This is a genomic window from Pantoea agglomerans (assembly GCF_021397715.1).
GTDB lineage: Bacteria > Pseudomonadota > Gammaproteobacteria > Enterobacterales > Enterobacteriaceae > Pantoea > Pantoea astica.
The window spans coordinates 2554548-2580066 of sequence record NZ_CP090207.1 but is presented as its reverse complement, the minus strand read 5'-3'; the positions used below and the strand labels follow the sequence as shown (position 1 = coordinate 2580066).

Below are 25519 nucleotides of genomic sequence, written 5' to 3'. Positions count from 1 at the left end.
GAGGCTTTTCCTCTCTGTACTCCTCTTTTCCTGTTGATACCGCTACGGAACCAACCTCAATCTGCGCTGACTAAATGCTGACTTATGCCGTCACGGTTATCCCTTTCGGGGACAAGGGTGGCGAGCTTCACTTTTAGCCAGCATAACGGCCTGCCCGGTGTGCAAAGGATGTCAAACATGCAGGTTTTGATTATTTGTCGGGATAACATTGGCGATACGTTACTGACCACGCCGCTGATTAGCGCGCTGCACCAGTCGGGTGAGCACCAGGTTGATGTGTTAACGAACAACTATGCGGCACCGGTGTTGCAGCATAATCCTGAAATCCGGCACCTGTTTTACTACACCAAATCGCATCATCGGGAAGCGGGACAGGGAAGAGTCGCCTGTCTGCTGCAGCGTCTGAAACTGATGCTGACGCTGAAAAAGAAGCATTACGATGCGGTGATTCTGGCGAAAAGCCGCTGGGATCAGCATGGCCTGAAGTGGGTCAAAGTGATACGTCCTGCGCAGGTGATTGCGTTAGGGCAGGAACCGCATCCGTTGATTACCACGCTGTTAGCACCGGACACCTCCGGGCAGCGACACATCAGCGAAATCCTGTTCAGTTTAGCGCGCCCCTTCAATCTTAGCGTCTCTGCGCCGGGCGGACTGACGCTGCAACCCGATGCCGCCATCGCGGCTGCTCTGCGAAAAACATACGCTATCGATGCCGATCAACCAGTTTATGCGTTGCAAATCAGCGCCCGTAAGCCGAGCCAGCAGTGGCCGGCTGAACGCTTTGCCGAACTGGCGCAAACTCTTGCGGCCCGCCATTCCTGCCAGATCATGTTGCTATGGTCACCGGGCAGTCGCGATAACCCGCGCCATCCAGGCGATGATGAGAAAGCCAGTGAAATTATGGCGCTCTGTCCGCAACTGTCGCTGAAAGCGGTAGCAACCACCAGCCTGCCACAGCTGATCGCGGCGATGTCGCTGTGTCAGGGCCTGGTGACCAGCGATGGCGGTGCGATGCACATCGGTGCCGCGCTCGGTCTGCCGGTGGTGGCGATGTTCGGCGACAGCGATCCGGTCTGCTGGCATCCGTGGCAGGTGAAGCACCAGGTGCTGCACCCGTCTTCACGTCAGGTTACCGCGCTAAGGTGCAGCGAGGTCTATGAGGCCTTTGTCGGCACCGTTATCCAGTAATCTTCCTCAGGCCAGCGTCCCAGGCTGGCCGCTTCGCACAGCATCGCCACCGTCAGCGGGCGGTAAGCCAGCCGGGATGCTATGCCCATCCGTCTGGTCAGCCTCGACAACAACGAGTCTGACGCCGGAAAATAGCGATCCTCATCGTAGTGCTGCGAACAGACGTCAAAAGTCAGAAAGAAATCACTCATCAGCAGAGCAAACTCCACTTCATTCAGCGGTAACTGCTGCAGGTAAAAGTTATGGCGATCTGTTCTGCGGAACCAGCCCAATGCCGTTGGCTGGTTGTGATATTCAATTAACGCGATGACCGCTTGTGGTGTGCAGGGCTTCGCCATTATCCCACCAGTTGCGTCACAGCCTGATGGACTTCCTCAGCCTTGATCGAGGCCATCGGATGTTGTGAGGCGTGGCGTTCCGGACGATGAATAATAATATGTCGATCGCGGTCCTGACAGGGACCGGTATAGCGCGGATTGGCGGTTGAGAAGAGGCTGACGGTAGGAACCTGCGCCGCAACGGCAATATGCAGCGGGCCGGTATCACCGGTGACCAGCAAATCCAGGCTGCGGATCAGCGTAATCAGCCCACTGAGCGGGGTTTTGCCCGCCATCGGCGTCACATTTTTGCGGTATGGCAACGGCAGGCTGTCAATAAATGCCTGTTCGAGCGGCTGTTCAGCGGCGGTGCCGGTCACGATAATCTCACAGTCCGGCCAGGTCTCCACTAAGGTCGTTGCCAGCTGGCTAAAATGCGCCAGCGGCCAGCGGCGAATATCTTTCGATGCACCTAACTGGAAGCCAATCCGCCGATGGGCGCAGGGCGCTGCGGTGTGAGTTTCCTGCGGCGGCAGGTGCATCTCTGTCTGATACGTCCCGGCACCCAGTGATTCCACCAGTTTCAGTTTGCGCTTAATGGTGTGATCGTCGAAATAACCTGAGTAATGATCGAGATGTTTATTGAGCAGTGCTGATTCGCTGCCATAGTGGTCACGGATAATTGTCTGGCTACCGGTTATCACTGAACTCAAAATGTCGTAGGGGAAATGGGCGTGTAATATCACCGATAAATCGGGTTTTTTACGTCGCAGTTTGAATATTAAGGGTAAAAAATTCAGCATCTTGTTATCCCAGATATAGACATCATCGAACCAGTGATAACGCGTGACTAAATCTTTATTTTTCTTGCTGGAGACCAGAATAAATTTACTGGTGGGAAAACGATTTTTCAGACTCCAGATCGCCGGGGTGTTCATCAGGAAATCCCCCAGTGCGGTGGTGGAGTAGATGACGACCGTCTCTGGCGTCAGACCCTGCAGGTTATGGGGTTTTTTCCGGCCGGAAAATCGAGAATAAAGCGTTAAAAAGCGGTCTATCAGATAAATCTTTTTTTTCTTCACGTCTGAATTCTCTTGAACGTATTAATTTTATTAAACAGAAGGTGTTGTGAAGAATTAGATAATAAGGCGGCGGGTAAAGTTCATTGAATGGCTTTATTTTTAGCGGCCGTAGAGGAAGTGTTGAAGTTATAACCAGTAATTTTACTGTTTATAGGCGGATTCTTTACATACGGACCAGCAGAGCAGGAAAATAATAGAAAAAGAATTAGGATGATTCTGCGATTTATTTTTTGATGAGGAAAAATATTTATTTAGCCGGTAATTAATAGCGAGGTAATTATTAGTGTGAGTGTTATTTATCTCCTTGTCCGCTTAACAAAGATCACTGTTTATCCCGAAAAAATTCCCCGGCCACTGTGCCTGATGCCTGTCAGTTAAGCCGCAGGTGATAACGCAGTCTGGTGCCGCTCAGGGGCTGGCGGTCCTCGCGCCGCTGCGCGGTACCTTCACTTCATTCGTCTGCCTGACGGACCGCCGGGGATGGCACATCCTGTGCCGCCCCGCCTTTCGCCCGCGTCCTGCGGGCTCTCCTGGCAGACTCATTCTGCTCAGCGCTGCGGATTGCCTGCCCCTGATCGACTCCAGCCTGCTCTGAAGCTTCAGTGCGTGTTGTTAAAAAGGGCACGATAGTGGAGGCCTGGGCGCCTCTGCTGCTGAAAGGGCTATCCGCAGCGCTGAGGCGTGACGTTGGGCCAGAACGCCACGCCGGGAAGCGTGGAGAGTTCGGGGCCGGCCAGGGAAGGCCGATCCCCGAACGGTTCGTCGGCACGACGTCAAAGCCGAAGGTACCGCGCAGCGGCGCGAGGACGGCCCGGCAGCAGCAGCGGTGCGCAGGCCCGCACTCCTGCCCAAAAAAAAAGCTGCCACGTCTGACCGTGACAGCCTTTGCACATTTAACTAACCTTAACTGACGAGCATCAGGCCACTGTGCCGGGGAGAGGTTTTATGACTGAGGCTGACCGACCGGGCCGGAACCCAGGGTGCCGCCAGGTGAGGACTGACCGCTAGGGGCATGAGGACGGCCATCTTCTTTAATCGCGCTGCTCCGGTGTGAACAGCCTGCCAGTGAGGTCAGGGTTGCTGCAACCAGCAACAGGGCAGGGAATGCTTTCATGTAACCACCTTTTTATTAATTCAGAAAGTAGAAAGAATGGGTAAGCACTTACCCGATTAAGCCTGGTTGAAAAAAAACGTTCAGCCTTGAGATGGCTGTTTTTTCAGAGATTTCTCAGGGAGGGGATTGTCAGCAAAAAAAAACGGAAGCCACTGGCTTCCGTTCTGTCACCTGAACTGCCGGATTATTTACGACCCAGCAGGAAACCGATGAAGACGCCCACGCCAGCGGCCACAGCCAGACCGGCGAAAGGATTGGACTGAACCTGATCCTTGATGCAATCCGCAGCATCACGCGCGGCATAGCTGGCCTGGTTGGTATAGCGGCGGGCTGCGCCTTTCGCCTGATGCTCAGATGAACCGGTTGCTGCGCCCCATTGTTCCTGAACCGCGCCAGCTGCTTCTTTGACTTTATCTTCGATTTTTCCTGACATTTATTGCTCCTTGGTTTTAGTGAGACTCTCCAAGCGTAGCAAAGATGACGAACTCTGCGCCGTTTAGCGGTAAATGAAGCGGTAAAAATCGTTTCTGGCTGTGAATGGCGTTCAATTTGCAGGCTAAGCATTTCCTGTCTAGCCTTTGTTAAGCTGGACAGAAATCAGGCGTAACGGGAGGAGAAGCGATGAAACGTGATGTACTGAAAGAAGACGATTATGACGAGGTGTGCCGGGTGATTGGTGACGCAGTGATTATGCTGGCAGAGTGTGGTCATGAAACCAAACGCAATGAAATCTTCGACGTACTGAAACGCACCCGTCAGCATCGGGCTCATAGCGATCGCGACGAGCAAAAGATGCTGGAGCACGCGATTCGTCTGATCAAGCCCTGAGCACGTCTGACTTCGCGCCCGCAAGTGAAAAACCGGCACGGCGTCCGGTTTTATGCTGGCAGGCTATTGCAGCAACACGCCCTGAATCAGACTGGCATTCACGACGGTTACCTCGTCTATCTTCAGCGCCCGCATATAGCCTTCAACCAGCAGCAGATTACTGACGTCGGTCGCCCGGTATTCGCCCGTCAGTTCGCTGTCGCCCTTCCAGACCTGCTGTTTCGATAACTCGCTCAGGCGGGACAAGCTGTAACGATCGGGTTTGCCCGGCAGCTGATTACGGATCGAAAAACCGTGGACGCCACCAATGCCAATCACCTGACGACCCGCCACATCCTGGCGGATTTGCGGCGTGACATCATTACCGGCAAACAATTCGACAAAACGCAGCACTGTCTGCCGCCATGAGCCAATCGGGTTCGGCGATGCGGCGTCCGGGCTGTTTTTCAGCACCGTCAGAATAAAGTTCTTTAGCGTCACCGAGGCGAGCTTGCCCTGATAAATATCCGCAACCGGCTGATTCTGCTGTTGCCGCCAGGCGGTCATCTGCATTGAACCGCCGCCGATATCCCACACCAGCAGCTGCTCGTCGCGGATGGACGGATCGTTAAGTGCCGCTTTCGCCGACAAAAAACCCAGCTTCGCTTCCTGCTGTTGTGAGATCACGGTCAGCCGGGTGCCGGTCTGGCTGGCCAGCTGTTCAATGACGGCCTGGCCGTTACTGGCGCGGCGAAACGCCGCCGTGGCAACGCCCGTGATGCGTTGCGGATGGTAACGTTGTGCATTTTTCAGCAGTTGCTGCAACGCCACTTCGCCCTGGCGGACCACCGCCGGACTCAGCTGGTTATCGCTGGCCTGCGACAGCGCCTCGTTCCAGGCCACGGCACGCTGATCCTGATAGAGCATCTTCTCGATGCGGTGCTGGCAGAGATCCACGCGGGCGACGGCGATTTTGGTCGTGCCGGAACCGATATCAAGGCCAGCCCGGATTTGCCGGCACTCATCAGCCTGTGCGACTGACGTCAACAACAGCGAACAGAACAGCGTCACAGCAAGTAACCAGAAAGGGCGCATAGCGGCTCCGGGCGCAGATAAAAGCAGGATTAGCGGGACGCCACGCAAGCCGGATACCAGCTCACCAGAAAATGACGCAGGTGATCAAAGCACCATTCAGCGTCGTCAGCCTGCGGGCAATAAAACTGAATGGTGATCTTTTCATAGTCGCGCTGCCGCTGACGCAGCGGCGACCAGCTCCAGTCAAGCACCGAGCGGGCATAATTTACCAGCGTGTCAGGCGCCATCTGATGCTGCTTCTCCTGTTCCGCCAGATAGTGATTAAAGCGCGCCTCAAGCTGCAACGCCTCATCGTGACCGTGATGCGGCAGATCGGGACGAAAAGCCACGTCAATAAAGCCGCACACCGCATGGGCTTGCTGCTGCCAGTCACAGGCCAGCGTCATAAACAGGCCATCCTGCAGGTTGATCTCCTCCACCAGCCGACGCAGGTTGACCGAGTGCGTCAGTACGGCAATCTCCTCCAGCCGGCCGGTCTCCAGCGTGAGATCGAAACCACAGGGATTAACCGAACCATCGGCATTACGCGTGGCGGGAAAGGGGAAATCGATGTAGCCGTTGTTATCCAGACGCTTTTCCATGGTAAAGAGACCTGCTGCTTGACGTTTTCTGACAATAAACCATCTGGCAGCAGGATTCATCCCTTATGGACATGTCCAGGTAATCTGCGTGTTTTGATAAGGATTAATCAGGCGGAACTGCTTATCAGAGAGGCGCTGGGCGTAATAACCTTCACGCGTCACGCTCGACGGCACATATTTAAAACGATCGAGCGACTGCAATGGCCCGCTCTCCACCCTGACATCATCGCGGCTGACGCTGAATGAACTCACCAGGTCAAAAATAACGCTCTGCGTCTGTCCCATCGGCTGACCATAAATTGTCGATACCTCACCCGGACACTCAACCCCTTTCGGGCCAGATGAACATCCAGTCATCAGTATGATGAATATGAAAATGCTGAGTCGCAACATGATCCTCTACCTGCTTCAGTCCCTGGGAAACGCGTGGCGCAGATTCTATCTGGTTACGTCACGGATAGCTTGATCATAGCAGTTCCGAATACGCTTCCCATTTGCAATTTGTTTAATCGTTAAGCAACGGGAATGTAAAAGGGTGACTTTGCTAACAGATAAACGGTATTCTTGGCTTCTTTGCGCACCACTTAGGCAAAACCAGGGATAAATGATGAACGAAGAAGAAGCACATCTAATGATTATTCGCCACGCGATTGAGCAACTTGAGAGCGATAAAAAGCACCAGGTGGTCAGTTGCGCTGCTGATATTCGCGCCGCGATGCAGGCCTACGACGGCGAAAATGCAGGACTGGCACTGATGTTAGTCGCTGCAGAGGTCTCCTCAGAATAACGTCTGATGGGCCAGCATGACGCAGGGTTATGCTGGCCTGTTTACTTCAAAATTTCTCAACTTTCCTGCTCTCGCTGCGCCAGATTCTATCTTTTACTGGTCTTATTCCCGCTGCTCTGCTGCCTTTTCTCTCTGCTGTGATGTGTTAAGCTGAAAAATCCCTAATAAAATCATCAATTCAGCGGAGAGAACCGATGAAATCAGCCCTGATTGCGCTGGGCCTGCTGGCCTGTCACGTCGCGCCAGCCTGGAGCGAAAGCGAATTTCAAATCAACTGTCCCGGTCGTCCGACCATGACTATTTCGCGTGCCGAATATGGTTTAACCACTTTAATGTGGCCGCAGAACCATTTCCAGATTGCTGCTGGCCAACAGCGCACCCGGTTACAGGCGGGCGATAAAGTGGCGATCACCCGCTTTCGTAATGGCGATCAGTTAATCGTCAACCAGCGCAGTGAAGCGACTTTCTTTGTTTACCGCGATAGCGATAAGCTGGTGCCCTGTAGCCGCAGCGAAAAGCGTGATGTCGAGGCGTTAAGCCTGGAGCGTTACGACGATCGTCAGCGTTCTGACTCGTAACCCGCCGTAACAGGAGCCGCTATGCAACTCACTATCACCGATAACGTGACGTCCCAGGATCTGGATGAGGTCCGGCTGGGCCTGACGGCGTTTAACAGCAAGTTTATTAATGTTGATGAGATCAAATCGATCGGCGTTTTTATCCGTGATGAGCAGGGCAGGAAGCTGGCCGGGCTGACCGGCTCAACGGCCGGCAACTGGCTTCGTATCGATATGCTGTGGGTTGGTGATGCGCTGCGCGGGCAGGGCGTCGGCAGCCGTCTGATTCAGGCGGCAGAACAGGAAGCGCGCCAGCGCGGTTGCCGTTACGCCCAGGTGGATACCGCCAGTTTTCAGGCGCGTCCTTTCTATGAGAAGCTCGGCTACAGCCTGCGCTTCAGCCTTGATCATTACCCACGCCACCACCAGCGTCATTATCTGACCAAAATATTGTAATCAGAACAGCGGTTGCTGACGCAGATCCAGCGGCTGCTGCTCCGCTTCATCTATCGCCGCCAGCCAGCTTTGCAGCGTCACTTTTTTCCATGACAGATGACCGCGGGTGGTGCTCATCAGCACCACATCGGGCCGCAGCGTGCGGTAAAACTCCAGCGTCTGGCTCAGTTCGGCCGGATTGCTGTCCGGCACCAGCACGGTGATCCAGCGGTCGTGCGAACGCGTCACCGTATCCCCGACAAACAGATAGGTCAGGCCGAGCGGTGAACGGTAGAGATAACTGCAGCTGCCCGGCGTATGGCCTGGCGTGGGCAGCAGCTGGAAATCACCAAAGTGGGTCTCCGGCTGGGAAAAGGTGTCATCGGGTTCGGCAAAATGGCTGATCGGACCCAGTGAACGGCTGTGGCAATAGAGCGCGCTGCTGAAGCGCTGCTGGATCAGCGCCGTACCGGGCGCTGATTCATGCCAGTGGGTCAGATAGTGGCGGATCACGCCACCGGTATCGGCAATCACTTCATGATCGAGCGGATTTTCCACCCGGCCAATCAGCAGATTACCGCGCGGGTGACGCAGCATAAACCCATGCATCATCAGGTCATTAACGGTATCTTCCACCGGAAACTCCGGGGTTGAGATCCACAAATCGTCATACAACGGCTTCAATGTCGATCTCCTGGAACCTTTTTATCCGCGCAGGACGGGATGCCCGGTCGCTTGCAAATGGGCGTGGCCCTGACTGATCCGGAGCCTGGCTCGGGCTCCCAGCGGCAGCGTAACGGTATCCGCCGCATGGCCAAAATCTAACTCACTGATCACCGGCAAGCCGCAGGTATCGCGCAGCCGCTGCCAGACGGTACTGAAATCAAAACCGTTGTCATATTCTGACAGGGCAGTGCTGGTAAAGCTGCCGGTAACGATGGCGCGCTGGCGGGCCAGAATCCCGCTCTGCTGCAGCTGAATCAGCATGCGTTCAATGCGGAACGGATGTTCATTCACATCCTCGATCACCAGAATGCCGTTATCGACCTGCGGCATCCAGGGGGTGCCAACCAGCGAACAGATCATCGCCAGATTCCCGCCCCACAGCGTACCTTGCCATTCGCCCTGGTCCGGTGACGCGCTTTGCCAGTTCACATTGACTGTAGGTGATGTCACGGCCTGCCAGAAGTGGTGCAGGGTAAATTCAGATAAAGTCGCGGCGCCAAAATTGCCGGTGAGCATCGGGCCGCTGAAGCTGATTAACCCCACCTGCGCCAGCAGGGCGAGCTGGATGGCGGTGAAATCGCTGTGGCCGCACAGCGCCAGCGGCTGATTCAGCAGGCGGCGTTGCAGACCCGTGTAGTCAATCGATTCCAGCAAACGGCTGGCACCGTATCCGCCACGCACCGCCAGCACGATATCGGGCAGGGTGGTGAGTGCAGCCAGCTGGTTGATATCCGCCAGCCGCTCGGCGTCTGTGCCGGCAAAGCGCTGGAACCGGCGGGCAATCACCTGCTGATTCTCTATCTGATGTCCCGCTGCCTGCAGCCGTTCAATGCCGAGCTGTGCCGCAGGCTGGTTGTGACAGTAACCGGATGGGGAGATAAGACGGATTGAACGTGAAATCATCATACTTTCCTGCTGTTAGCGCACCTGACTCAGGCCGATGATGACCAAAAGTGCCACTGAAGTCACGGTACGCACTGCGATTTACGTTATTTAGGATAAACGGTAATTTTGCTCTGAGTCTGCCTGGGTATGATAGCATTCGCCACTTCTGCAACGAGATGAAAAATTGCTGAAATTCCGACACCTTATACTCTCAGCGTTATTCCTGACCGGCTGTGCCAGCGAGCCGTCGCATCATGCGGTGAAAGAGAAGAATACGCCGCTCACTCAGGCCCCACCTTCCAGCGTGAATGATGCCTGGGCCATGTTTACCGAAGATGCCGCCAGTCATTATGGTGTTGATGAGAAGCTGATCAGCGCCATTATTAGTGTCGAGTCGGGCGGGAATCCAGCCGTGGTCAGCCGCTCAAATGCCGTGGGATTGATGCAGATTAAAGCCTCAACCGCGGGCCGCGAAGTCTATCGCACCCTGGGACGGCGCGGACAACCGTCCAATGCGGAGCTGCGCGATCCGGCGAAAAATATTGATATCGGCACCGCCTATATCCGCATTCTGCAGGATTCTGCGCTGTCGGGCATCCGCGATCCGCTGACGCTGCGTTACGCGACTATCGTCTCTTATGCCAACGGGGCCGGGGCGTTGCTGCGTACCTTCTCCCGTGACCGCGATCGGGCGATTGCGATGATCAATGCCATGTCACCGGATGAGTTTTATCAGCATGTGCAGAATAAACATCCGGCGGCCCAGGCACCGCGCTATCTGTGGAAAGTCACCACCGCTTATCGCACCATTTAACCGTTTCGCCCGGCAGCCTGGCCGGGCGAAACGGCCTCGGCGGCTTCAGGGCTCCAGCAGCCGCCGCGCCGTCGGATAATCAACAATCAGCACTTTGACATAACCGCCGCGCAGCGCACCGCGGATCGCCTGGGCTTTCTCCGTGCCGCCCGCCAGCGCCACCACCTGTGGACAGCGCTTCACCTGCGCCAGCTCCATGCCAATCACCGGATCTTCTTCTGCCTGCAACACCGGCTGACCGCTGGCGTCAAAGTAGTGCAGACAGATATCACCGACCGCACCGCGCGCCGCCAGCGTCTGAAGCATCCCGCCATCATAATAGTTGCCGGAATTACGCAGCAGCGCCGACGGCTCAAGATCGCCGATCCCGACAATCGCCAGGTCGACCTGATCGAATTTCCCCAACACCTCCGCCACTTCGAGATTGGCCGACAGGCGCTGGCGGTCGCTGACTGACCGCTCAATCGACTGCGAGGGCAGCAGCCAGGCCGGGCAGTTAAGCAGCGCCGCCAGGTTCTGCGTCAGAATAGTCGCCTGCACATTGCCGTTCGCGCCCACGCCGCCCAGCAGCTGAATCACGCCTTTGCAAGAGCTGTTCAGCGGATGCAGCGCATCAACCATCGCCCGGATGGTGCCGCTCCACGATGAAATGCCAATCAGCTCGTCATCCCGCAGACGGGTCTCCAGATAGTGCGCCGCTGCGGAGCCAATCGCCTGTTTAATCTGTAACGTCGAGGCCTGATCCGGCACATCCACCACAATCGCCTGCGGCAGGCCGTAGGTCTGCTCAATCGCTTTTTCCAGTTCAGGAAAAACATTGGCTGGCGGGACCACGCTGATCTTAACCACGCCCTCTTTGACGCTGCGATTAAGAATACGTGAGACAAACGACTGCGATAACTTCAGTGACTGGGCAATCTCTGACTGCTTCAACCCTTCGACGTAGTAAAGGGTGGCAATCTTCACCATCAGTCGCTGTTCATCCTGTTTTGCCATCGGTTTTTCCCTCTCTGATTCTGCCCGGTATTGTTAACCAGGATGGTCGAAATCACAACGCAGGCGAATTTGTGATCGTTTTCGCTTTTTGACGATCCCGCATTGGACGGCGTCTCATCGACGGCGCATAGTCATTATGCATATAAAATCGCGTATGAATATATATTCAAGCGGAGAAAAATAATGACTCGTCCTCTGATCAAACTGACCCTGCTGGCTTCAATCATCACTTTCTCAACCACGTTGCTGGCGGCGGAACAAGGCCTGCTGGCAATTATCACACCGTCACACGACAACCCTTTCTTTAAAGCGGAGGCGGAAGGCGCGTTAGCCAAAGCCAAAGAGCTGGGCTACACCACGCTGGTGGCATCGCATGATGATGACGTCAGTAAGCAAAACCAGCTGATTGAAACGGCGATTGCCCGAAAAGCCAAAGCGATCATTCTGGATAACGCCGGTGCCGATGCCACGGTCGGACCGGTGCAGAAAGCGAAAGATGCCGGTATCCCGACCTTCCTGATCGACCGGGAGATTAACAAAACCGGCATTGCGGTGGCGCAGATCGTCTCGAACAACTATCAGGGCGCGCAGCTGGGCGCCGAAAAGTTTGCCAAATTGCTGGGCGGCAAAGGGGACTATGTCGAACTGCTCGGTAAAGAGTCCGACACCAATGCGGGCGTGCGTTCCCAGGGTTACCACGACGTACTGGACGATTACAGCGAGATGAAAATGGTGGCTCAGCAGAGCGCCAACTGGAGCCAGACCGAGGCCTTCAGCCGGATGGAAACCATTCTGCAGAAGCATCCCAATATTGTGGGGGTGATCTCCGGCAACGACACCATGGCGCTGGGCGCGGAAGCCGCACTGAAAGCGGCGGGTAAAACCGCGGTGATCGTGGTGGGCTTTGACGGCAGTGACTACACCCGCGACTCGATTATCAACAAAGGCAATATCAAGGCCACGGTGCTGCAACCGGGCTGGGATCAGGCGCAGATGGCGGTCAGTCAGGCCGATTACTACCTGAAAAATGGCAAAGCGCAGAAAGAAGAGAAACAGCTGATGGACTGTGTGCTGATTGATGACAGCAACGCCGCCAGACTGAAAAACTTCAACCTGGCGAAATGACCATGAAACGGATACTGGCGGTTTTAACCGGGATGGCGCTGCTTAGCGCCTGCACCGTAGTGGATCTGGATGCAAACGGTCAGCCGATTCTGCCGAAAGATCCGCAGGCGAAACCGGGTTATGCGACCCAGACGCCGCAGCAAATTGCGGAGGAGAGCTGGTCGCCGCGGGTGATGGCCACCGCCAGCAGCCATGCGCTGAGCTGGGCTGACATGGAAACGAAAAGTCAGACGGTGAAAGCGGGTGCCAGTGAAAGCGTGTTTGTCCGCGCCAGCGGCACGGTAACGGCGCTGAATGAGAGCAATCCACGCGAGCGCATCCTGACGCTGACGCTGAACGGTAAGCCGGTTGAGGTCAGCATCGGGCCGGTGCTGCGCAGCAACGCCATCCGCGATGCCGCCGGTTTCCGTTTCGAAGAGTTCACCAATCAGGTGCAGTACGCCCAGTTAACCCGGGCGCTGAATCGTCATGCGGTGAAGCAGCTGCCGACGCTGGATGCCAGCTGGGTCAACCAGCCGGTACAGGCGCTGCTGGCGGTGAGCATCGGGCATGGCAGCGTTGAGGATGTGGTGGCGGTTGAACTGACGCGAGGGACGCCCTGATGGACGAGGAGATCATTCTGCGGGCCGAGCAGATTTCGATGCTGTTTCCCGGCACGCTGGCGCTGGATCATGTCGATTACCGGGTCTGGCGCGGCAAAGTTAACGTCATCATCGGTGAAAACGGCGCCGGTAAATCGACGCTGATGAAGATTCTGGCCGGAGTACAGCAACCCACCGCCGGGACGATGTTTCTCAACGGTGCGCCGCTGACGCTCAGCAGCACCCGCGACGCCGCCCGACACGGCATCGGCATGGTGCATCAGGAGCTGAATCTGTTTGAGAACCTGACGGTGGCGGAAAATCTGTTCCTGGGGCGTGAACTGCAGCGTGGATTAGCGCCGATTAACGAGGCGGAGCAGGCGCGTCGCACCGCCGCGCTGATGGCGCGTCTCGACCAGCCCATTTCGCCCGCTGAGCGGGTCGGTAACCTGAAAGTGGGTCAGCAGCAGCTGGTGGAGATCGCCAAAGCGCTGGCCGAAGATGCCGACATTCTGATCCTTGATGAACCGACTTCCGCGCTGAGCAAAACTGAAGTGGAGATCCTGTTCCGGGTGATCCGCGATCTGACGCAGCAGGGCGTCTCCATCATTTACATTTCACACCGGCTGGAAGAGCTGATGGCGATTGGCGATGTCATCACCATCCTGCGTGATGGCCGTTTTCAGGCCGAAGCGCAGGTCAGCAGCATCGACGTACCGTGGATTGTGCGGGAGATGCTGGGCAGCGAACCGGTGACCACATTCCTGCCGGAAACGCGGCAGTTTGGTGCGCCGATGCTGGAAGCGCAACACATCACCTGCGTCAGCCCCAACGGCAACACGCTGGTGGACGATGTCAGCTTTCAGGTCCGGGCCGGGGAAATCGTCGGCATCTATGGCCTGATGGGCGCCGGACGGACCGAGCTGTTTGAGTGCCTGCTTGGCAGCCAGCGCAACTACCTGGGCAAACTGTGGCTCGACAGCAAACCGTTGCCCACCCGCCTGCCGACGGCGGATCGCATCCGGATGGGCATGAGCCTGGTGCCGGAAGATCGCAAACGCTCTGGCATTTTCCCGGTCTCGTCGGTGGCGAGTAACCTCACTATCGCCAGTTTGTGGCGGCGGCTGTCGCATCGTTTTGCCATTGCTCATCAGCAGGAGCAGCAGGCGGTGAAACAGACGGTAGGCAACCTGGCGATCAAAATCTCCTCGCCGGAGGTGGCGATCAGCGCGCTGAGCGGCGGTAACCAGCAAAAGGTGGTGATTGGCCGCGCGCTGCTGACCAATCCGCGTTTACTGCTGCTGGATGAACCGAGTCGCGGCATTGATGTCGGGGCTAAAGCGGAGGTATTTCGCATGATGGTGGCGCTGTCGCAGCAGGGGATTGCGGTGCTGTTCTCCACCTCCGACCTGAAAGAGATCATGGCGGTAGCCGATCGCATCCTGGTGATGTCGGGCGGCAAACTTACGGCTGACCTTCCGCGAGAACAGGCGGAAGAGGCAGCGCTGGTGAAAGCAAGTGCGCAGGGGTTCTGAGCATGAAAAGCAATGACAGCGTGGCGTTGGCCACACTTCCCGCTAAGGCGTTTAACTCGCGTGAGAATTTTTTGCTGCTGCTACTGAAGCTGCGCACCTTTATTGCGCTGATTCTGATCGTTGGCTTCTTTGCGATTACCGTGCCGGACTTTCTGGCGGTGGGCAGCCTGGTGATCATGGTGAAGCACATTGCCATCAACGCCTTTCTGGCGCTGGGTATCACCTTCGTCATTATCACCGCCGGCATTGACCTGTCGATTGGCGCCACGCTGGGGCTGTGCGGCATGATCGCCGGCTGGATGATCACCAAAGGCATTGTGTTGCCGATGTTTGGCATCGCCATCTTTCCCAGCGTCTGGGTGATCGTGCCGTTTGTTCTGCTGGTGGGTGCGCTGATTGGCGCGGGCAATGGCTGGATCATCACACGCTACAACGTTGCGCCCTTTATCTGCACGCTCGGCACCATGTATATCCTGCGCGGTGCGGCGATGCTTACCTCCGGTGGCGAAACCTTTCCTGGCCTGCAGGGCAATCCGCTGCTGGGCAACACCGGTTTCGACAGGATTGGTGCCGGTAATTTGCTCGGCTTGCCCTATGCCATCTGGATGATGGTGCTGCTGGCGTTAGTGATTGCTTACGTCGCGCGCCGCCTGCCGTTTGGCCGTCAGGTTTACGCCATCGGTGATAACGAACGTGCCGCCGAGTTGTCGGGCGTCAAAACCCGGCAGGTTAAGATTCTGGTTTATACCCTGTCGGGATTCTGCGCGGCGATCGCCGGCATCGTGGTCTCATCGCAACTGGTCGCCAGCCATCCGGCCAACGGCACGGCGTTTGAGATGAACGCCATTGCTGCGGTGGTGCTGGGCGGCACTTCGCTGGCGGGCGGACGCGGCACCATCGTCGGCACGCTGATTGGCGCGTTCGTCATCGGCTTCCTGGCGGACGGGCTGATCATGATGGGCGTCAGTGAATTCTGGCAGATGGTGATTAAAGGCATCGTGATTATCATCGCGGTGATCATCGACCAGACCCAGAGCCGGATGCAGCAAAAAGCGGCCGTGGTGGCGCAGAAAGCACTGATAGAGGAGGGCGCGCCAATAAAAAGCTAACCGGTTAACCTCCTGCTGCGTCGTCACACGCCGCAGCAGGAGACGAAACAGGCGAACGGAGAAAGAGAAACGGAGTCGATTGTGACGCTCTTTATCTCCCGTGTTTCACCTTTTTTTTAACTGATTTGAATATTTATTCATAATCGATTTAAAATTCAGAGGTAGTGTATGAATCCTTTCAATCTTCCGGTAGACGACCTCAAGCGCCGGGCGCGGGCGATCCGCCGCCGTATCATTCAGCTTAACGCCGGTAGCCCGGCAGGCGGTCATACCGGTGCCGATCTGTCACAGGTGGAGATCCTCACCGCGCTCTATTTCCGCATTCTCAACTGCGCGCCGGATCGCACCGAAGATGACCAGCGTGATATCTACATTCAGTCAAAAGGTCACGCGGTAGGCGGTTACTACTGTGTGCTGGCGGAAGCGGGCTATTTCCCTACCGACTGGCTACCGACCTATCAGCACGCCGATTCTCATCTGCCGGGACATCCGGTGCGGCAAAAAACCCCTGGCGTGGAGCTGAATACCGGGGCGCTGGGGCACGGGCTGCCGGTCGCAGTCGGGATCGCGATCGCGGCGAAAAAGGACAACAGCGCGCGCCGCATCTTCGTGGTGACCGGCGATGGTGAGCTGGCGGAAGGCAGCAACTGGGAGGCGGCGCTGGTGGCGGCCCATTATGGCCTCGACAACCTGATCATCATTAATGACAAGAACAAGCTGCAACTGGCAGGCGCGACGCGCGAGATCATGAACACCGATCCGCTGCCTGAAAAATGGCGCGCCTTTGGCCTGGAGGTGACTGAGTGCAACGGCAATGACATGGCGGCGGTGGTCGAAACCATTGAAGGCCTGCCGCAGAACGGCAAACCGCAGGTGATTGTGGCGCATACCGAGAAGGGTTTTGGCGTCTCCTTTATTCAGAGTAAAGCCGAGTGGCATCACCGGGTGCCAAAAGGGGCAGAAATTGAGCAGGCGCTGGAGGAGTTAAAAGATGAGTAACGCACAACATTTAGCCAGTGTAATGGTCACGGCCTTTATCGACGCGGTGAATCGCGGCGTGGATCTGGTGCCGGTCGTCGCTGATTCCACCTCAACCGCCAAAATCGCGCCCTTTATCAAGGCGTTTCCCGACCGGTTAATCAACGTCGGCATTGCGGAGCAGACGCTGGTCGGCACGGCGGCCGGCCTGGCGCTGGGCGGCAAGATCGCCGTCACCTGTAATGCCGCGCCGTTTCTGGTCTCGCGTGCTAACGAGCAGGTGAAAGTCGACGTCTGCTACAACAACACCAACGTCAAACTGTTCGGACTCAATGCCGGTGCCAGCTATGGCCCGCTCGCCAGTACCCATCACAGTATTGACGATATCGCCGTGATGCGCGGCTTCGGCAACATCGAGATCTACGCGCCGTCATGCCCGCTGGAGTGCCGTCAGATTATCGACTACGCACTGGCGCACGTCGGGCCGGTCTATATCCGCCTCGATGGCAAAGATCTGCCCCAGCTGCACGATGAGAGCTACCAGTTCAGACCGGGTCAGATTGATCTGTTACGCGAAGGCCACGACATCGCGCTGGTGGCAATGGGCTCCACGGTTCACGAGGTGGTTCACGCCGCGGAGCAACTGGCTGAGCAGGGCATATCAGCCGGTGTGATCGCGGTTCCATCGATTCGACCCTGTGATACCCAACAGCTGCGCAACCTGTTAAATCACTACCCAGCGGTCATCAGCGTCGAAGAGCACAACGTCAATGGCGGCGTCGGCAGCCTGGTGGCTGAGGTGCTGGCGGAAGGCGGCTGCGCGATTCCACTGCTGCGGCTCGGTATTCCGGATGGGGAATATGCCATTGCCGGTGACCGCGCTTCAACCCGGGCCCACCATGGCATTGATGCCAGCAGCGTGGTCAACAGTGCAGTGCGCATCTGCGCAGGAGCGTAACGATGGTGGGACCTCTGATTCTGGCGATTGACGAAGGCACCACCAATGCCAAAGCGATTGCGGTGGATCGTCACGGCAGCGTGGTGGCGCGCGGCAGCCAGAGTTTGACGCTGGCGCACCCGCAGCCAGGCCTGGCGGAGCAGGACCCGCTGGCCATCTGGCGGGCGGTGAAGCAGGCGATCGCGCAGTGTCTGGCGTCATGTGGCGGGGCCAGCGTGGCAGCGGTGGCGATCAGTAATCAGCGTGAGTCGGTACTGATCTGGCAACGTCGCGACGGTCAGCCCCTGACGCCGCTGGTGAGCTGGCAGGACCGACGTTCCGAGCCGTTCTGTCGCGATTTACACCTCGCGGGTAAAGCACCGCGCATCACCGGCCTCACCGGGCTGGCAGTGGACCCGATGTTCCCGGCTGCCAAGCTGACCGGCATGCTGGCGGCAATTCCCGACGGCGTGGCGCGTGCCGAAGCGGGCGAGCTCTGTATCGGCACCGTGGACAGCTGGCTCAGCTGGCAGCTCAGCGCGGGTGAGACTTTTATTACCGATCACGCCAACGCCTCGCGCACCCAACTCTACAGCCTGCATCTTAATGACTGGGATGACGAACTGCTGGCGCTGTTTCAGCTGCCACGCGCCGCGCTGCCGCGCATCGTGGCCTCCGCCAGCGAACAGGGCGTAGTGGCCGTCACGGATATTGCCGGGCTGCCGCCGGGCACGCCGATTCTGGCGCGTATCGGCGATTCCCACGCCGCCCTGCAGGCACAGCGGCGTGGCACCGCGGAAGTGGTGAAGGCCACTTACGGTACGGGTTCGTCGCTGATGATGTCGATGGCCACGCCGCTGCTGACCGAGAACGGCCTCAGCACCACCGTGGCCTGGCACGACGGCACCCTGCGTTACGCCTTCGAAGGCAATATCACCCACACCGGTTCGGGCGCGGCGTGGCTCGGCAGCATGCTGGGGGTTCAGGACCCGCGCCAGCTCACCGTACTGGCGCAACGCAGCGAAGATAATCAGGGCGTTTATTTTGTGCCGGCGCTTTCCGGGCTGGGTGCGCCCTGGTGGGACTTGCAGGCGCGCGGTATGGTCTGTGGCCTGACGGATGCCGCCACACCGGCGGTGCTGGCGCGGGTGGCGCTGGAGTCGATCGTCTGGCAGATCGCCGACGTCTTTTTTGCCATGGAGCAGGCCAGCGGGCAGCAACTTCCTGCGCTATGCGTGGATGGCAGCGCTACCGAAAACAGCTGGCTGATGCAGTTACAGGCAGATGTTTTGCAGCGTCCGTTGCTGCGGGTGCCGACCGCCGAAGTCTCGGCGCTGGGTGCCGCGCTGCTGGCGGGAAAAGTGCTGGGCTGGTGGCAGCAGGGCAGTGATATGCAGGCGTTACAGGGCGGCAACGTGATCGAACCGCGACAGGCCTGTGCGCAGCAGATGCAGGAAAACTATAAAGGCTGGATCGACGCCGTCGCACGCTGTCGTTATCAGCCACATTAACCCTTTCGGAGCAGAGCCATGTCAAAACTTCCTCAGCAGTTAACCTTCGGCGTGATAATTGGCAACCGGGGTTTCTTTCCCAGCTATCTGGTGGGCGAAGCGCGTCAGCAGGCGGTCGCGCTGTTTGAAAAAATGAATATCAATACGGTGATGCTGGACGAGAGTCAGACGCATCTCGGCGGAGTCGAAACCCGTCAGGAAGCGAAAATCTGCGCCGAACTGTTTCGTCAGCACCGCGAAGCGATTCACGGCGTGGTGGTGTTGCTGCCCAACTTTGGCGATGAGAAAGCGATCGCCGAGGCATTGCGCCTCGCCGGATTAAATGTGCCGGTGCTGGTGCAGGCGGAAGAAGATAACCTCGATAAAATGGGGCTGGCGACCCGGCGTGACAGCTTCTGCGGCAAAATCTCACTGTGTAATAACCTGCGGCAATATGGCATCCCCTTTTCCCTGACCCGCCAGCATGTCTGCGCCCTGAGCGGTGAGGTCTTCATGCAGGATCTGCAGCGTTTCAGCCAGCTCTGTCGGGTGGTGAATGCGATGCGGCGGGTGCGTGTCGGGGCGATCGGTGCCCGGCCCGCCGGTTTTAACACCGTGCGCTACAGTGAGAAACTGCTGGAGAAGATGGGCATTGCGGTGGAAACGCTGGATCTGTCAGAAATTTTTACCCGTACTAACCGGCTGCGCGATGATGATATCCGCGTGGCGGAGAAGCGCGAGATTCTGGAAGCCAACGCCGATGCGCGCGGGATTCCCGGCGAAAAGCTGCAAACCATGGCGAAACTGTTTGTGGTCATCAGCGAATGGGTGAACGACAACGACATCGATACTACCGCGATTCAGTGCTGGACCTCGCTGCAGGAGAACCTCGGTATTAACGTCTGCTCGATCATGAGCGTGATGTCAGGACAGCTGATGCCGAGCGCCTGCGAGGTGGACGTGATGGGGGCGCTGTCGATGTATGCCCTGGCCAGCTGCTCGCTGAATCCCGCCTCACTGGCGGACTGGAACAACAACTTCGGCGATGATCGGGATAAATGCGTGCTGTTTCACTGCGGTAACTTCGCCAGCGCCAGCCTGGAGTCACCCACGATGGGCACGGCCGATATTGTTGGTACCACGGTCGGGAAAGAGAACACCTGTGGCGCGGTGCATGGCCGGATGAAAAGCGGCGATCTGACCTATTTTCGTCTCTCAACCGATGATTTCAGCGGAGAGATCAAGGCCTACGTCGGTGAGGGGATGTCGGTAGACGATCCGCTGGATACGGTGGGCTGTCGCGCGGTGATTCAGGTCCCGCAACTGGAATCCTTGCTGGCGTGGATCTGCCGTAACGGATTCGAACACCATGTGGCGATGAACCACTCCGCCACGGCAGACGTATTGCAGGAAGCGTTCAGCCAGTATCTGGGCGTCAGCTGTTATCGCCATCAGTAACGGAGCCGCAGTCAGTGATGGCAGTGATGTCGGCATGGCTCGCGCGGCCGATGCTGGCACGCGCGGGCCGCACTTATGCTGACGTGAACAGGCTTCGCCAGCCTTTCCCTGATCCTCGGGAAGGCTGGCATCCTGAGCGCGCTTAGCGCGCCATTCTGCGTACCTCGCCCTCCTCATTGTCCACCGCCACCAGATCCACCGGCGGCAGATTACCGCCGCTGAACTCGACCTGACGAATCGGGAAGGCAAAGCGGATGTTGCGCTGTTCCAGCGCTGCCATCAGCTGCAGGTTGATCTCCTGCTGAATATCCATGTACTTGTTGTAGTCGGCGTCCAGCACAAAGTAGACCACTTCAAAGGTCAGTTTCGAATCTTCAAACGCCAGGAAGTGGGCGCGGTCGAAGCGGGTGGTGTCAACGCTCTGGATAATCTCTTTCACCAGCGGACTGATCTCGCGCACCTGTTCCGACGGCGTGGCGTAGCTGATACCGAACTTAAACACGATGCGGCGTTGCTGCATCCGCTTATAGTTGTGGATCGTCTGCTGCAGCAGAATGGTATTTGAGCAGACAATCTGTTCACCGCTCAGGCTGCGCAGCCGGGTGGTTTTCAGACCGATATGCTCAATCGACCCGGCAATATCGCCAAACACGATAAAATCACCGTGCTCAAACGGCTTATCGAACCCGATCGCCAGCGAGGCGAAGACGTCGCTCAGCACGGTCTGAATCGCCAGCGCAATCGCAATACCCCCGACGCCGAGACTGGCCACCAGCGCGGTAATATTGATGCCCATATTCGACAGAATGGCGAGAAACATCATGATCCACACCACTACGCGCAGCAGAATACCGAGGATCACCGTAGTGACCGGGTTCCGCACATGCAAAGGGTCGCGCAGCAGACTGTGCAGCCAGAGCCGGATGCCGCAGTCGATCCACAGCGCCAGCTGAACGATTAACGCCAGGAACCAGCCGTGTGAGATCGCCACGCTCCACGAGGCGGGTAAATCGACAAATTTTAACGCAATGAGCAGTGAAAAAATCAGCAGCAGACTCTGGCTGGTACTGCGCAGAATTTCCACCACAATGCCGGTCGCCCGGACATGCCGATGTTCGCTATAGCGGGCAATACGGTTGGAGATAAAACGGATCAGGGTACGCAGCAGCCAGTAAATGACGAGGGTCGCGACGATAACGATGGCGCTGTTGATCCAGAAGCTCTGATTGAACAGAATGGATTGAAAATGACGTGAAGAAAGCCAGTTTTCCATTGGGGAGATTCTCCTTGCTGGGTTCCGGTTTAAAAGAAAACACGCAAGAAGCATAGCCTGGATGCGACGCAACTGTGCGGCGCATCCGGGAAGAACTTATTGAAAACGGGTTGATTTATCGCGTGCCAGCCGCTCAAGGGCAAAAATAACCTGCTGCAGTTGCCGCTCCTGCACCGGATCGAGTGCTGAAAAGCGAAAGCTCAGGCGTGGCGTAATTCGGGTTTCATTTTTATGCGTTACCACGCTGCGTTCGCCAATGTGCAACAGTTTCACCGGCACTTCAAAGTGACCATATTCGCCCAGCTCAACGCGGAATTTTTTGAAACTGTCGCCACTTTGTAATCCTTCGGGCAGCGGCTCATCCACCAGTACGCCGATACCACCCAGCGACAGATCCTGCAACCGCAGACGGGCTGTATTGCCGTCGGGCCACTCGGTATGACACCAGAACTGTGGTTCCAGTGGCGCATTGACGCGAAAAAACTCACGACGCTGGATCTGCCACACCAGCTCCGGCAACGGCGCGCTGAACGCCGGTAAGCCTTCAAAATCGACCCGCGCCAGCGACGCGAGGCTGAACTCCACTTTAGCGCCGTGGGTTTCTGCAGCGATGCTGAGTTCATCGCAGGTTAAGGCGTAGTCGTTATCCAGATTGTTGCTGCCGAGGTCGAACAGCAACTGATTTTCATCGGCCGCCAGCATCCGGCTGATAAACTGCCCACGGGAAAAACTCACCAGTAGCGGCGTCTGTAAACGCAGCAGGTCTTTCATCACGCCAAGGATGGCCAGCGTGCCACGTTTTAAATATTGTTCCTGATCGGCTTCTTTCACTTCCTGGCTCCAAAAGGTTGGTGCTTTGTTTGTTCTTTTTTTTGCCCTCATCTCCGTTATCGGCGTGGCAAAAAAAAGCTTTAGCCTCTCCCTGCGCAATAATAACTGTGAGCAAGTAAACATTTTTTGAAAACCTGTCTATACTTATCGCGGTAAACCGCTTGATAAATCAAGCGTTCACGATTTAATCAAAAAAAGGAAGGAGCAACAGATGGGTATTATTTCCTGGATCGTCTTTGGCTTAATCGCAGGTATCCTGGCGAAGTGGATCATGCCGGGTAAAGACGGTGGCGGTTTCATTCTGACTATCGTACTGGGTATTATTGGTGCCGTAGTGGGTGGCTGGATCAGTACGCTGTTTGGCTTCGGTCGCGTCGATGGGTTCAACTTCGGCAGCTTCGTGGTCGCCGTCATCGGTGCCATCGTGGTGCTGTTTATCTATCGTAAAGTACGCAGTTGATCGTAACGATTTAACAAAGATTTAATCAAAAAGGGGACGAAGCGATTCGTCCCCTTTTTCACTTCTGGCGATCAGAAATCGTAGCCCACCGTCGCCATCACGCTGCGTTCCGCACCCCAGTAGCAATAGCCCGTGCCGTAACAGCCCGCCACGTATTTACGGTCGGTCAGGTTATTCGCATTCACCTGCAGCCACGCGCCTTTCAGGCTGCTGTTCCAGACGCCGAGATCGGCACGAACCGAGGCATCAAACAGCGTCACTGATGGCAAACGGGTGGTGTTTTCGTTATCTGCCCACTGTTTGCCGATATAGCGCACGCCCGCGCCGGCACTCAGGCCGTAATCAAACTGATAGTGTCCCCAGAAGGCCGCCATGCTGTTTGGCGTCACGTAAGGCGTGTGACCATCATTGCCATCAACGGAATCTTTAAAGCGCAGGTGATTCAGGGTGTAACTGGCGACGGTGCTCAGACGCGGCGTTAACTGATTACGCGCTTCCAGCTCAATCCCCTGCGAATGCACTTTGCCAGACGGCGTATAGGTACCATCCTGTACATTACGGTTAGCCACATCTTTCTGTGTCAGATCATAGACCGCCAGGCTATAGAGATCGCGGGTGCCGTTTGGCTGATATTTAACCCCGGCTTCATACTGCTCCGCGGTGGTCGGCTTCAGCAGGTTGTTGTTCGGGTCGGTCAGGGCGGTAGGGGTGATCGCCTGACTCCAGCTGACATATGGCGAGATACCGTTGTCGAACGCATAAAGCAGCGCCGCGCGTCCGCTGATGTGATCGTCCTGACGGCGGTCACTGCCGCTGTTGCTGGCAACGATGCGGTCATAGCGGCCGGAGAGATCCAGATGCCAGCGATCCAGCTTCATCTCATCCTGCAGGTAGAGGCCGGTCTGATAGTAGCTGCGGCTGTTATCGCTCCAGCTGTAGGCCGGCATGTCGCCAACCTGTTCGCCGGTCACGGCATTAAGCTGCGATGCGTTGCCGACCGCTTTGCTGATCTCATTTTTATAGCGATGATACTCCGTGCCCAGCGAGACGCGATGCTCCAGCTCGCCGGTGTTAAATTCGGCCTGTAGCCGGTTATCCGTGGCCCAGGCGGCCAGTGAGGAGCGCTCACCCGAATAGTAACGGTTCAGCAGATCGGGATTCTGCGCATCCCAGCCAATCTGATAAACCTGATCGAGATCGACGTTGGAATGGCTGTAGCTGCCGGTTGAGGAGAACGACCAGACGTCGCTAAAGCGATGAGTGAAATCGTAGCTGTAGATCTGCTCACGGCGTTTGAACTGATCCAGATCGCTGTTGCCTTCATAAAAACCGTTGCTCAGCTTATAGCCATTATGCTCCGTAATACTGCCGTCGCCCGGCACCGAGCCGTGATAGCCGCCGGAGGGATCTTTCTGCAGATAGGCTTTAAGGATCAGCTGAGTATCCTCATCCGGTTGCCACATCAGCTGAGGCATCAGCGCATACTTCTCTTCGCGCGTATGGTCATACTGGGTATCGCTGTTGCGGGTCACACCGGTCAGGCGAAACGCCCATTGATCGTTAATCGCGTTGGTGTAGTCAAACATCGCGCCGGTGGTGGCGTTATTGCCAGCCTGCAGCTGGACATGACCTTCTTCACGGAACTGTGGACGTTTCGTTACCATATTGACCAGCCCGCCCGGCACCGTCTGACCATAAAGCGCGGAAGAGGGGCCTTTGATGACATCAATCCGCTCCAGGAAGGCGTTATCGACCTGCAACACATTGAAGCTGCCGCCGTCGCTCATCACCCGTAAGCCGTCGAGGAAGGTGTTATCGACATCGCCACCGTGGAAACCGCGCAGGGCAATGGTGTCATAACGGGTTGCAGCACCGCCGAAGTTGGTAAAGACGCCGGACGTATAGCCCAGCGCCTGATTCAGGGTCAGCGCACCCTGATCCTGCATCTGCTGGCGCGTCACCACCGACACCGACTGCGGTGTAGTAATCAGCGGGCGATCGCTTTTGGTCGCGCCCTGACTGGTGGTGGCGAGATAACCCTGAGTCGGGGAGTCAGCTTGCTCCTGCGGTTGGGCTGTCACTACCATATCGGCAGCAAAACTCAGGGCAGGCGCAGTCAGCGCCAGAGTGCAGAACGGGACGTAACCTTTCAGCGGCGATGGCAATCTCATTGAAATTCCTTTCATGGCAGAGGTTCAGCAGATGATTAACATTCTCGATAAGCGTTCTCATTATCAGAGTGAGAACTATTACCGTTTGTAAGTTCGCTGCAATTTTGCCTGCCAATTGAAGAACGTCAAGTAAATTTCGTTAAAACGCGCGGGCAGAGACCGCCAGCCAGGCCGGCGGTCTCTGGAT

General features: G+C 56.9%; 28 protein-coding genes. 15 read left to right on the top strand and 13 right to left on the bottom strand.

Annotated features, from left to right (window positions below):
* The first annotated feature begins 177 nt into the window (after positions 1-177).
* Entirely contained in the window at positions 178-1188 is a 1011-nt protein-coding gene (locus LZU96_RS12260) for a glycosyltransferase family 9 protein (RefSeq protein WP_233984589.1), read from the top strand.
* Here LZU96_RS12260 and LZU96_RS12255 read toward each other — a convergent pair.
* The 4 genes from LZU96_RS12255 to LZU96_RS12240 all read right to left on the bottom strand — a co-directional run bounded on the left by LZU96_RS12255 (position 1155) and on the right by LZU96_RS12240 (position 4134).
* A complete protein-coding gene (locus LZU96_RS12255) occupies positions 1155-1526 on the bottom strand; it encodes a DUF1493 family protein (protein ID WP_233984588.1) in 372 nt (123 codons plus the stop codon). The genes LZU96_RS12260 and LZU96_RS12255 overlap by 34 nt on opposite strands.
* Positions 1526-2587 carry a glycosyltransferase family 9 protein gene (locus tag LZU96_RS12250; protein ID WP_233984587.1) on the bottom strand — a complete coding sequence of 354 codons (1062 nt, stop codon included), beginning with the start codon at positions 2585-2587 and terminating at the stop codon, positions 1526-1528. The genes LZU96_RS12255 and LZU96_RS12250 overlap by 1 nt, the downstream gene beginning before the upstream one ends.
* 943 nt (positions 2588-3530) lie before the next feature.
* Positions 3531-3701, bottom strand: coding sequence for a hypothetical protein (locus tag LZU96_RS12245; RefSeq protein ID WP_233984586.1), 171 nt, complete (start codon positions 3699-3701; stop codon positions 3531-3533).
* Between the two features lie 184 nt (positions 3702-3885).
* On the bottom strand, positions 3886-4134 hold the full coding sequence (locus LZU96_RS12240; RefSeq protein WP_233984585.1) for a DUF883 family protein: 249 nt from the start codon (positions 4132-4134) through the stop codon (positions 3886-3888).
* Positions 4135-4322: 188 nt separating this feature from the next.
* Between LZU96_RS12240 and LZU96_RS12235 the strand changes: the two genes are divergently transcribed.
* Positions 4323-4529, top strand: coding sequence for a DUF2767 family protein (locus LZU96_RS12235; protein WP_233984584.1), 207 nt, complete (start codon positions 4323-4325; stop codon positions 4527-4529).
* Positions 4530-4592: 63 nt separating this feature from the next.
* Here the strand turns inward: LZU96_RS12235 and LZU96_RS12230 are convergent, their stop codons facing one another.
* The 3 genes from LZU96_RS12230 to LZU96_RS12220 all read right to left on the bottom strand — a co-directional run bounded on the left by LZU96_RS12230 (position 4593) and on the right by LZU96_RS12220 (position 6577).
* The gene (locus LZU96_RS12230) at positions 4593-5603 is read right to left on the bottom strand and encodes a Ppx/GppA phosphatase family protein (protein ID WP_233984583.1); all 1011 of its coding nucleotides are present in this window, start codon (positions 5601-5603) and stop codon (positions 4593-4595) included.
* A gap of 29 nt (positions 5604-5632) precedes the next feature.
* Positions 5633-6184 (bottom strand): hypothetical protein, encoded by a 552-nt coding sequence (locus tag LZU96_RS12225; RefSeq protein WP_233984582.1) that lies wholly within the window; start codon positions 6182-6184, stop codon positions 5633-5635.
* Positions 6185-6247: 63 nt separating this feature from the next.
* Positions 6248-6577 carry a hypothetical protein gene (locus tag LZU96_RS12220; protein WP_233984581.1) on the bottom strand — a complete coding sequence of 110 codons (330 nt, stop codon included), beginning with the start codon at positions 6575-6577 and terminating at the stop codon, positions 6248-6250.
* 214 nt (positions 6578-6791) lie between these two features.
* Here LZU96_RS12220 and LZU96_RS12215 point away from each other — a divergent pair, with 214 nt between their 5' ends.
* From LZU96_RS12215 to LZU96_RS12205, 3 genes are all read left to right on the top strand, one after another.
* Positions 6792-6971 (top strand): hypothetical protein, encoded by a 180-nt coding sequence (locus tag LZU96_RS12215; protein WP_233988194.1) that lies wholly within the window; start codon positions 6792-6794, stop codon positions 6969-6971.
* Between the two features lie 194 nt (positions 6972-7165).
* Positions 7166-7549 (top strand): hypothetical protein, encoded by a 384-nt coding sequence (locus tag LZU96_RS12210; protein WP_233984580.1) that lies wholly within the window; start codon positions 7166-7168, stop codon positions 7547-7549.
* 21 nt (positions 7550-7570) lie between these two features.
* A complete protein-coding gene (locus LZU96_RS12205) occupies positions 7571-7984 on the top strand; it encodes a GNAT family N-acetyltransferase (RefSeq protein WP_233984579.1) in 414 nt (137 codons plus the stop codon).
* Here LZU96_RS12205 and LZU96_RS12200 read toward each other — a convergent pair whose 3' ends face one another.
* Positions 7985-8647, bottom strand: a complete 663-nt coding sequence (locus LZU96_RS12200; RefSeq protein ID WP_233984578.1) for an MBL fold metallo-hydrolase — start codon at positions 8645-8647, stop codon at positions 7985-7987.
* 21 nt (positions 8648-8668) lie between these two features.
* Positions 8669-9592 (bottom strand): muramoyltetrapeptide carboxypeptidase, encoded by a 924-nt coding sequence (gene ldcA / locus LZU96_RS12195; RefSeq protein ID WP_233988193.1) that lies wholly within the window; start codon positions 9590-9592, stop codon positions 8669-8671.
* Between the two features lie 166 nt (positions 9593-9758).
* Here ldcA and emtA point away from each other — a divergent pair, with 166 nt between their 5' ends.
* Positions 9759-10388, top strand: coding sequence for a membrane-bound lytic murein transglycosylase EmtA (gene emtA / locus LZU96_RS12190; protein ID WP_233984577.1), 630 nt, complete (start codon positions 9759-9761; stop codon positions 10386-10388).
* A gap of 45 nt (positions 10389-10433) precedes the next feature.
* Here emtA and LZU96_RS12185 read toward each other — a convergent pair whose 3' ends face one another.
* The gene (locus LZU96_RS12185) at positions 10434-11384 is read right to left on the bottom strand and encodes a sugar-binding transcriptional regulator (RefSeq protein ID WP_233984576.1); all 951 of its coding nucleotides are present in this window, start codon (positions 11382-11384) and stop codon (positions 10434-10436) included.
* Positions 11385-11567: 183 nt separating this feature from the next.
* On the opposite strand from LZU96_RS12185, the gene LZU96_RS12180 reads away from it, so the two are divergent.
* The 8 genes from LZU96_RS12180 (at position 11568) to LZU96_RS12145 (ending at position 20597) form a co-directional block, all read left to right on the top strand.
* Positions 11568-12509 carry a D-ribose ABC transporter substrate-binding protein gene (locus LZU96_RS12180; RefSeq protein ID WP_233984575.1) on the top strand — a complete coding sequence of 314 codons (942 nt, stop codon included), beginning with the start codon at positions 11568-11570 and terminating at the stop codon, positions 12507-12509.
* 2 nt (positions 12510-12511) lie between these two features.
* On the top strand, positions 12512-13111 hold the full coding sequence (locus LZU96_RS12175) for a DUF2291 family protein (RefSeq protein WP_233984574.1): 600 nt from the start codon (positions 12512-12514) through the stop codon (positions 13109-13111).
* Complete coding sequence (locus LZU96_RS12170) at positions 13111-14625, top strand: sugar ABC transporter ATP-binding protein (protein ID WP_233984573.1); 1515 nt, start codon at positions 13111-13113, stop codon at positions 14623-14625. Before LZU96_RS12175 ends, LZU96_RS12170 begins: the two co-directional genes overlap by 1 nt.
* Before the next feature lie 2 nt (positions 14626-14627).
* On the top strand, positions 14628-15734 hold the full coding sequence (locus tag LZU96_RS12165; RefSeq protein WP_233984572.1) for an ABC transporter permease: 1107 nt from the start codon (positions 14628-14630) through the stop codon (positions 15732-15734).
* Between the two features lie 168 nt (positions 15735-15902).
* Positions 15903-16733 (top strand): transketolase, encoded by an 831-nt coding sequence (locus LZU96_RS12160; RefSeq protein ID WP_233984571.1) that lies wholly within the window; start codon positions 15903-15905, stop codon positions 16731-16733.
* Positions 16726-17670: a transketolase family protein gene (locus LZU96_RS12155; protein WP_094121788.1), complete on the top strand. Its 945-nt coding sequence runs from the start codon at positions 16726-16728 to the stop codon at positions 17668-17670. The genes LZU96_RS12160 and LZU96_RS12155 overlap by 8 nt, the downstream gene beginning before the upstream one ends.
* 2 nt (positions 17671-17672) lie before the next feature.
* Positions 17673-19160, top strand: coding sequence for an FGGY family carbohydrate kinase (locus tag LZU96_RS12150; RefSeq protein WP_233984570.1), 1488 nt, complete (start codon positions 17673-17675; stop codon positions 19158-19160).
* 18 nt (positions 19161-19178) lie between these two features.
* Positions 19179-20597 (top strand): L-fucose/L-arabinose isomerase family protein, encoded by a 1419-nt coding sequence (locus LZU96_RS12145; protein ID WP_233984569.1) that lies wholly within the window; start codon positions 19179-19181, stop codon positions 20595-20597.
* A 142-nt stretch (positions 20598-20739) separates the two neighbouring features.
* On the opposite strand, the gene LZU96_RS12140 is transcribed toward LZU96_RS12145, so the two are convergent.
* Both LZU96_RS12140 and LZU96_RS12135 read right to left on the bottom strand, forming a co-directional pair.
* Positions 20740-21870 carry a mechanosensitive ion channel family protein gene (locus LZU96_RS12140; RefSeq protein WP_233984568.1) on the bottom strand — a complete coding sequence of 377 codons (1131 nt, stop codon included), beginning with the start codon at positions 21868-21870 and terminating at the stop codon, positions 20740-20742.
* Positions 21871-21966: 96 nt separating this feature from the next.
* Positions 21967-22701 (bottom strand): flagellar brake protein, encoded by a 735-nt coding sequence (locus LZU96_RS12135; protein ID WP_233984567.1) that lies wholly within the window; start codon positions 22699-22701, stop codon positions 21967-21969.
* A 211-nt stretch (positions 22702-22912) separates the two neighbouring features.
* Here LZU96_RS12135 and LZU96_RS12130 point away from each other — a divergent pair, with 211 nt between their 5' ends.
* Complete coding sequence (locus LZU96_RS12130; protein ID WP_031375306.1) at positions 22913-23161, top strand: GlsB/YeaQ/YmgE family stress response membrane protein; 249 nt, start codon at positions 22913-22915, stop codon at positions 23159-23161.
* Positions 23162-23232: 71 nt separating this feature from the next.
* On the opposite strand, the gene LZU96_RS12125 is transcribed toward LZU96_RS12130, so the two are convergent.
* Positions 23233-25332, bottom strand: a complete 2100-nt coding sequence (locus tag LZU96_RS12125; RefSeq protein ID WP_233984566.1) for a TonB-dependent siderophore receptor — start codon at positions 25330-25332, stop codon at positions 23233-23235.
* Positions 25333-25519: the final 187 nt, after the last annotated feature.

Coding starts and splice junctions, on each gene's coding strand:
- LZU96_RS12205 (WP_233984579.1), top strand. CDS start 7,571: ATGCAACTCACTATCACCGATAACGTGACGTCCCAGGATCTGGATGAG.
- LZU96_RS12160 (WP_233984571.1), top strand. CDS start 15,903: ATGAATCCTTTCAATCTTCCGGTAGACGACCTCAAGCGCCGGGCGCGG.
- LZU96_RS12145 (WP_233984569.1), top strand. CDS start 19,179: ATGTCAAAACTTCCTCAGCAGTTAACCTTCGGCGTGATAATTGGCAAC.
- LZU96_RS12225 (WP_233984582.1), bottom strand. CDS start 6,184: ATGGAAAAGCGTCTGGATAACAACGGCTACATCGATTTCCCCTTTCCC.
- LZU96_RS12150 (WP_233984570.1), top strand. CDS start 17,673: ATGGTGGGACCTCTGATTCTGGCGATTGACGAAGGCACCACCAATGCC.
- LZU96_RS12125 (WP_233984566.1), bottom strand. CDS start 25,332: ATGAGATTGCCATCGCCGCTGAAAGGTTACGTCCCGTTCTGCACTCTG.
- LZU96_RS12245 (WP_233984586.1), bottom strand. CDS start 3,701: ATGAAAGCATTCCCTGCCCTGTTGCTGGTTGCAGCAACCCTGACCTCA.
- LZU96_RS12235 (WP_233984584.1), top strand. CDS start 4,323: ATGAAACGTGATGTACTGAAAGAAGACGATTATGACGAGGTGTGCCGG.
- LZU96_RS12180 (WP_233984575.1), top strand. CDS start 11,568: ATGACTCGTCCTCTGATCAAACTGACCCTGCTGGCTTCAATCATCACT.
- LZU96_RS12240 (WP_233984585.1), bottom strand. CDS start 4,134: ATGTCAGGAAAAATCGAAGATAAAGTCAAAGAAGCAGCTGGCGCGGTT.
- LZU96_RS12155 (WP_094121788.1), top strand. CDS start 16,726: ATGAGTAACGCACAACATTTAGCCAGTGTAATGGTCACGGCCTTTATC.
- LZU96_RS12220 (WP_233984581.1), bottom strand. CDS start 6,577: ATGTTGCGACTCAGCATTTTCATATTCATCATACTGATGACTGGATGT.
- LZU96_RS12165 (WP_233984572.1), top strand. CDS start 14,628: ATGAAAAGCAATGACAGCGTGGCGTTGGCCACACTTCCCGCTAAGGCG.
- LZU96_RS12140 (WP_233984568.1), bottom strand. CDS start 21,870: ATGGAAAACTGGCTTTCTTCACGTCATTTTCAATCCATTCTGTTCAAT.
- LZU96_RS12260 (WP_233984589.1), top strand. CDS start 178: ATGCAGGTTTTGATTATTTGTCGGGATAACATTGGCGATACGTTACTG.
- LZU96_RS12230 (WP_233984583.1), bottom strand. CDS start 5,603: ATGCGCCCTTTCTGGTTACTTGCTGTGACGCTGTTCTGTTCGCTGTTG.
- LZU96_RS12170 (WP_233984573.1), top strand. CDS start 13,111: ATGGACGAGGAGATCATTCTGCGGGCCGAGCAGATTTCGATGCTGTTT.
- LZU96_RS12255 (WP_233984588.1), bottom strand. CDS start 1,526: ATGGCGAAGCCCTGCACACCACAAGCGGTCATCGCGTTAATTGAATAT.
- LZU96_RS12130 (WP_031375306.1), top strand. CDS start 22,913: ATGGGTATTATTTCCTGGATCGTCTTTGGCTTAATCGCAGGTATCCTG.
- LZU96_RS12215 (WP_233988194.1), top strand. CDS start 6,792: ATGAACGAAGAAGAAGCACATCTAATGATTATTCGCCACGCGATTGAG.
- LZU96_RS12185 (WP_233984576.1), bottom strand. CDS start 11,384: ATGGCAAAACAGGATGAACAGCGACTGATGGTGAAGATTGCCACCCTT.
- LZU96_RS12175 (WP_233984574.1), top strand. CDS start 12,512: ATGAAACGGATACTGGCGGTTTTAACCGGGATGGCGCTGCTTAGCGCC.
- LZU96_RS12210 (WP_233984580.1), top strand. CDS start 7,166: ATGAAATCAGCCCTGATTGCGCTGGGCCTGCTGGCCTGTCACGTCGCG.
- ldcA (WP_233988193.1), bottom strand. CDS start 9,592: ATGATTTCACGTTCAATCCGTCTTATCTCCCCATCCGGTTACTGTCAC.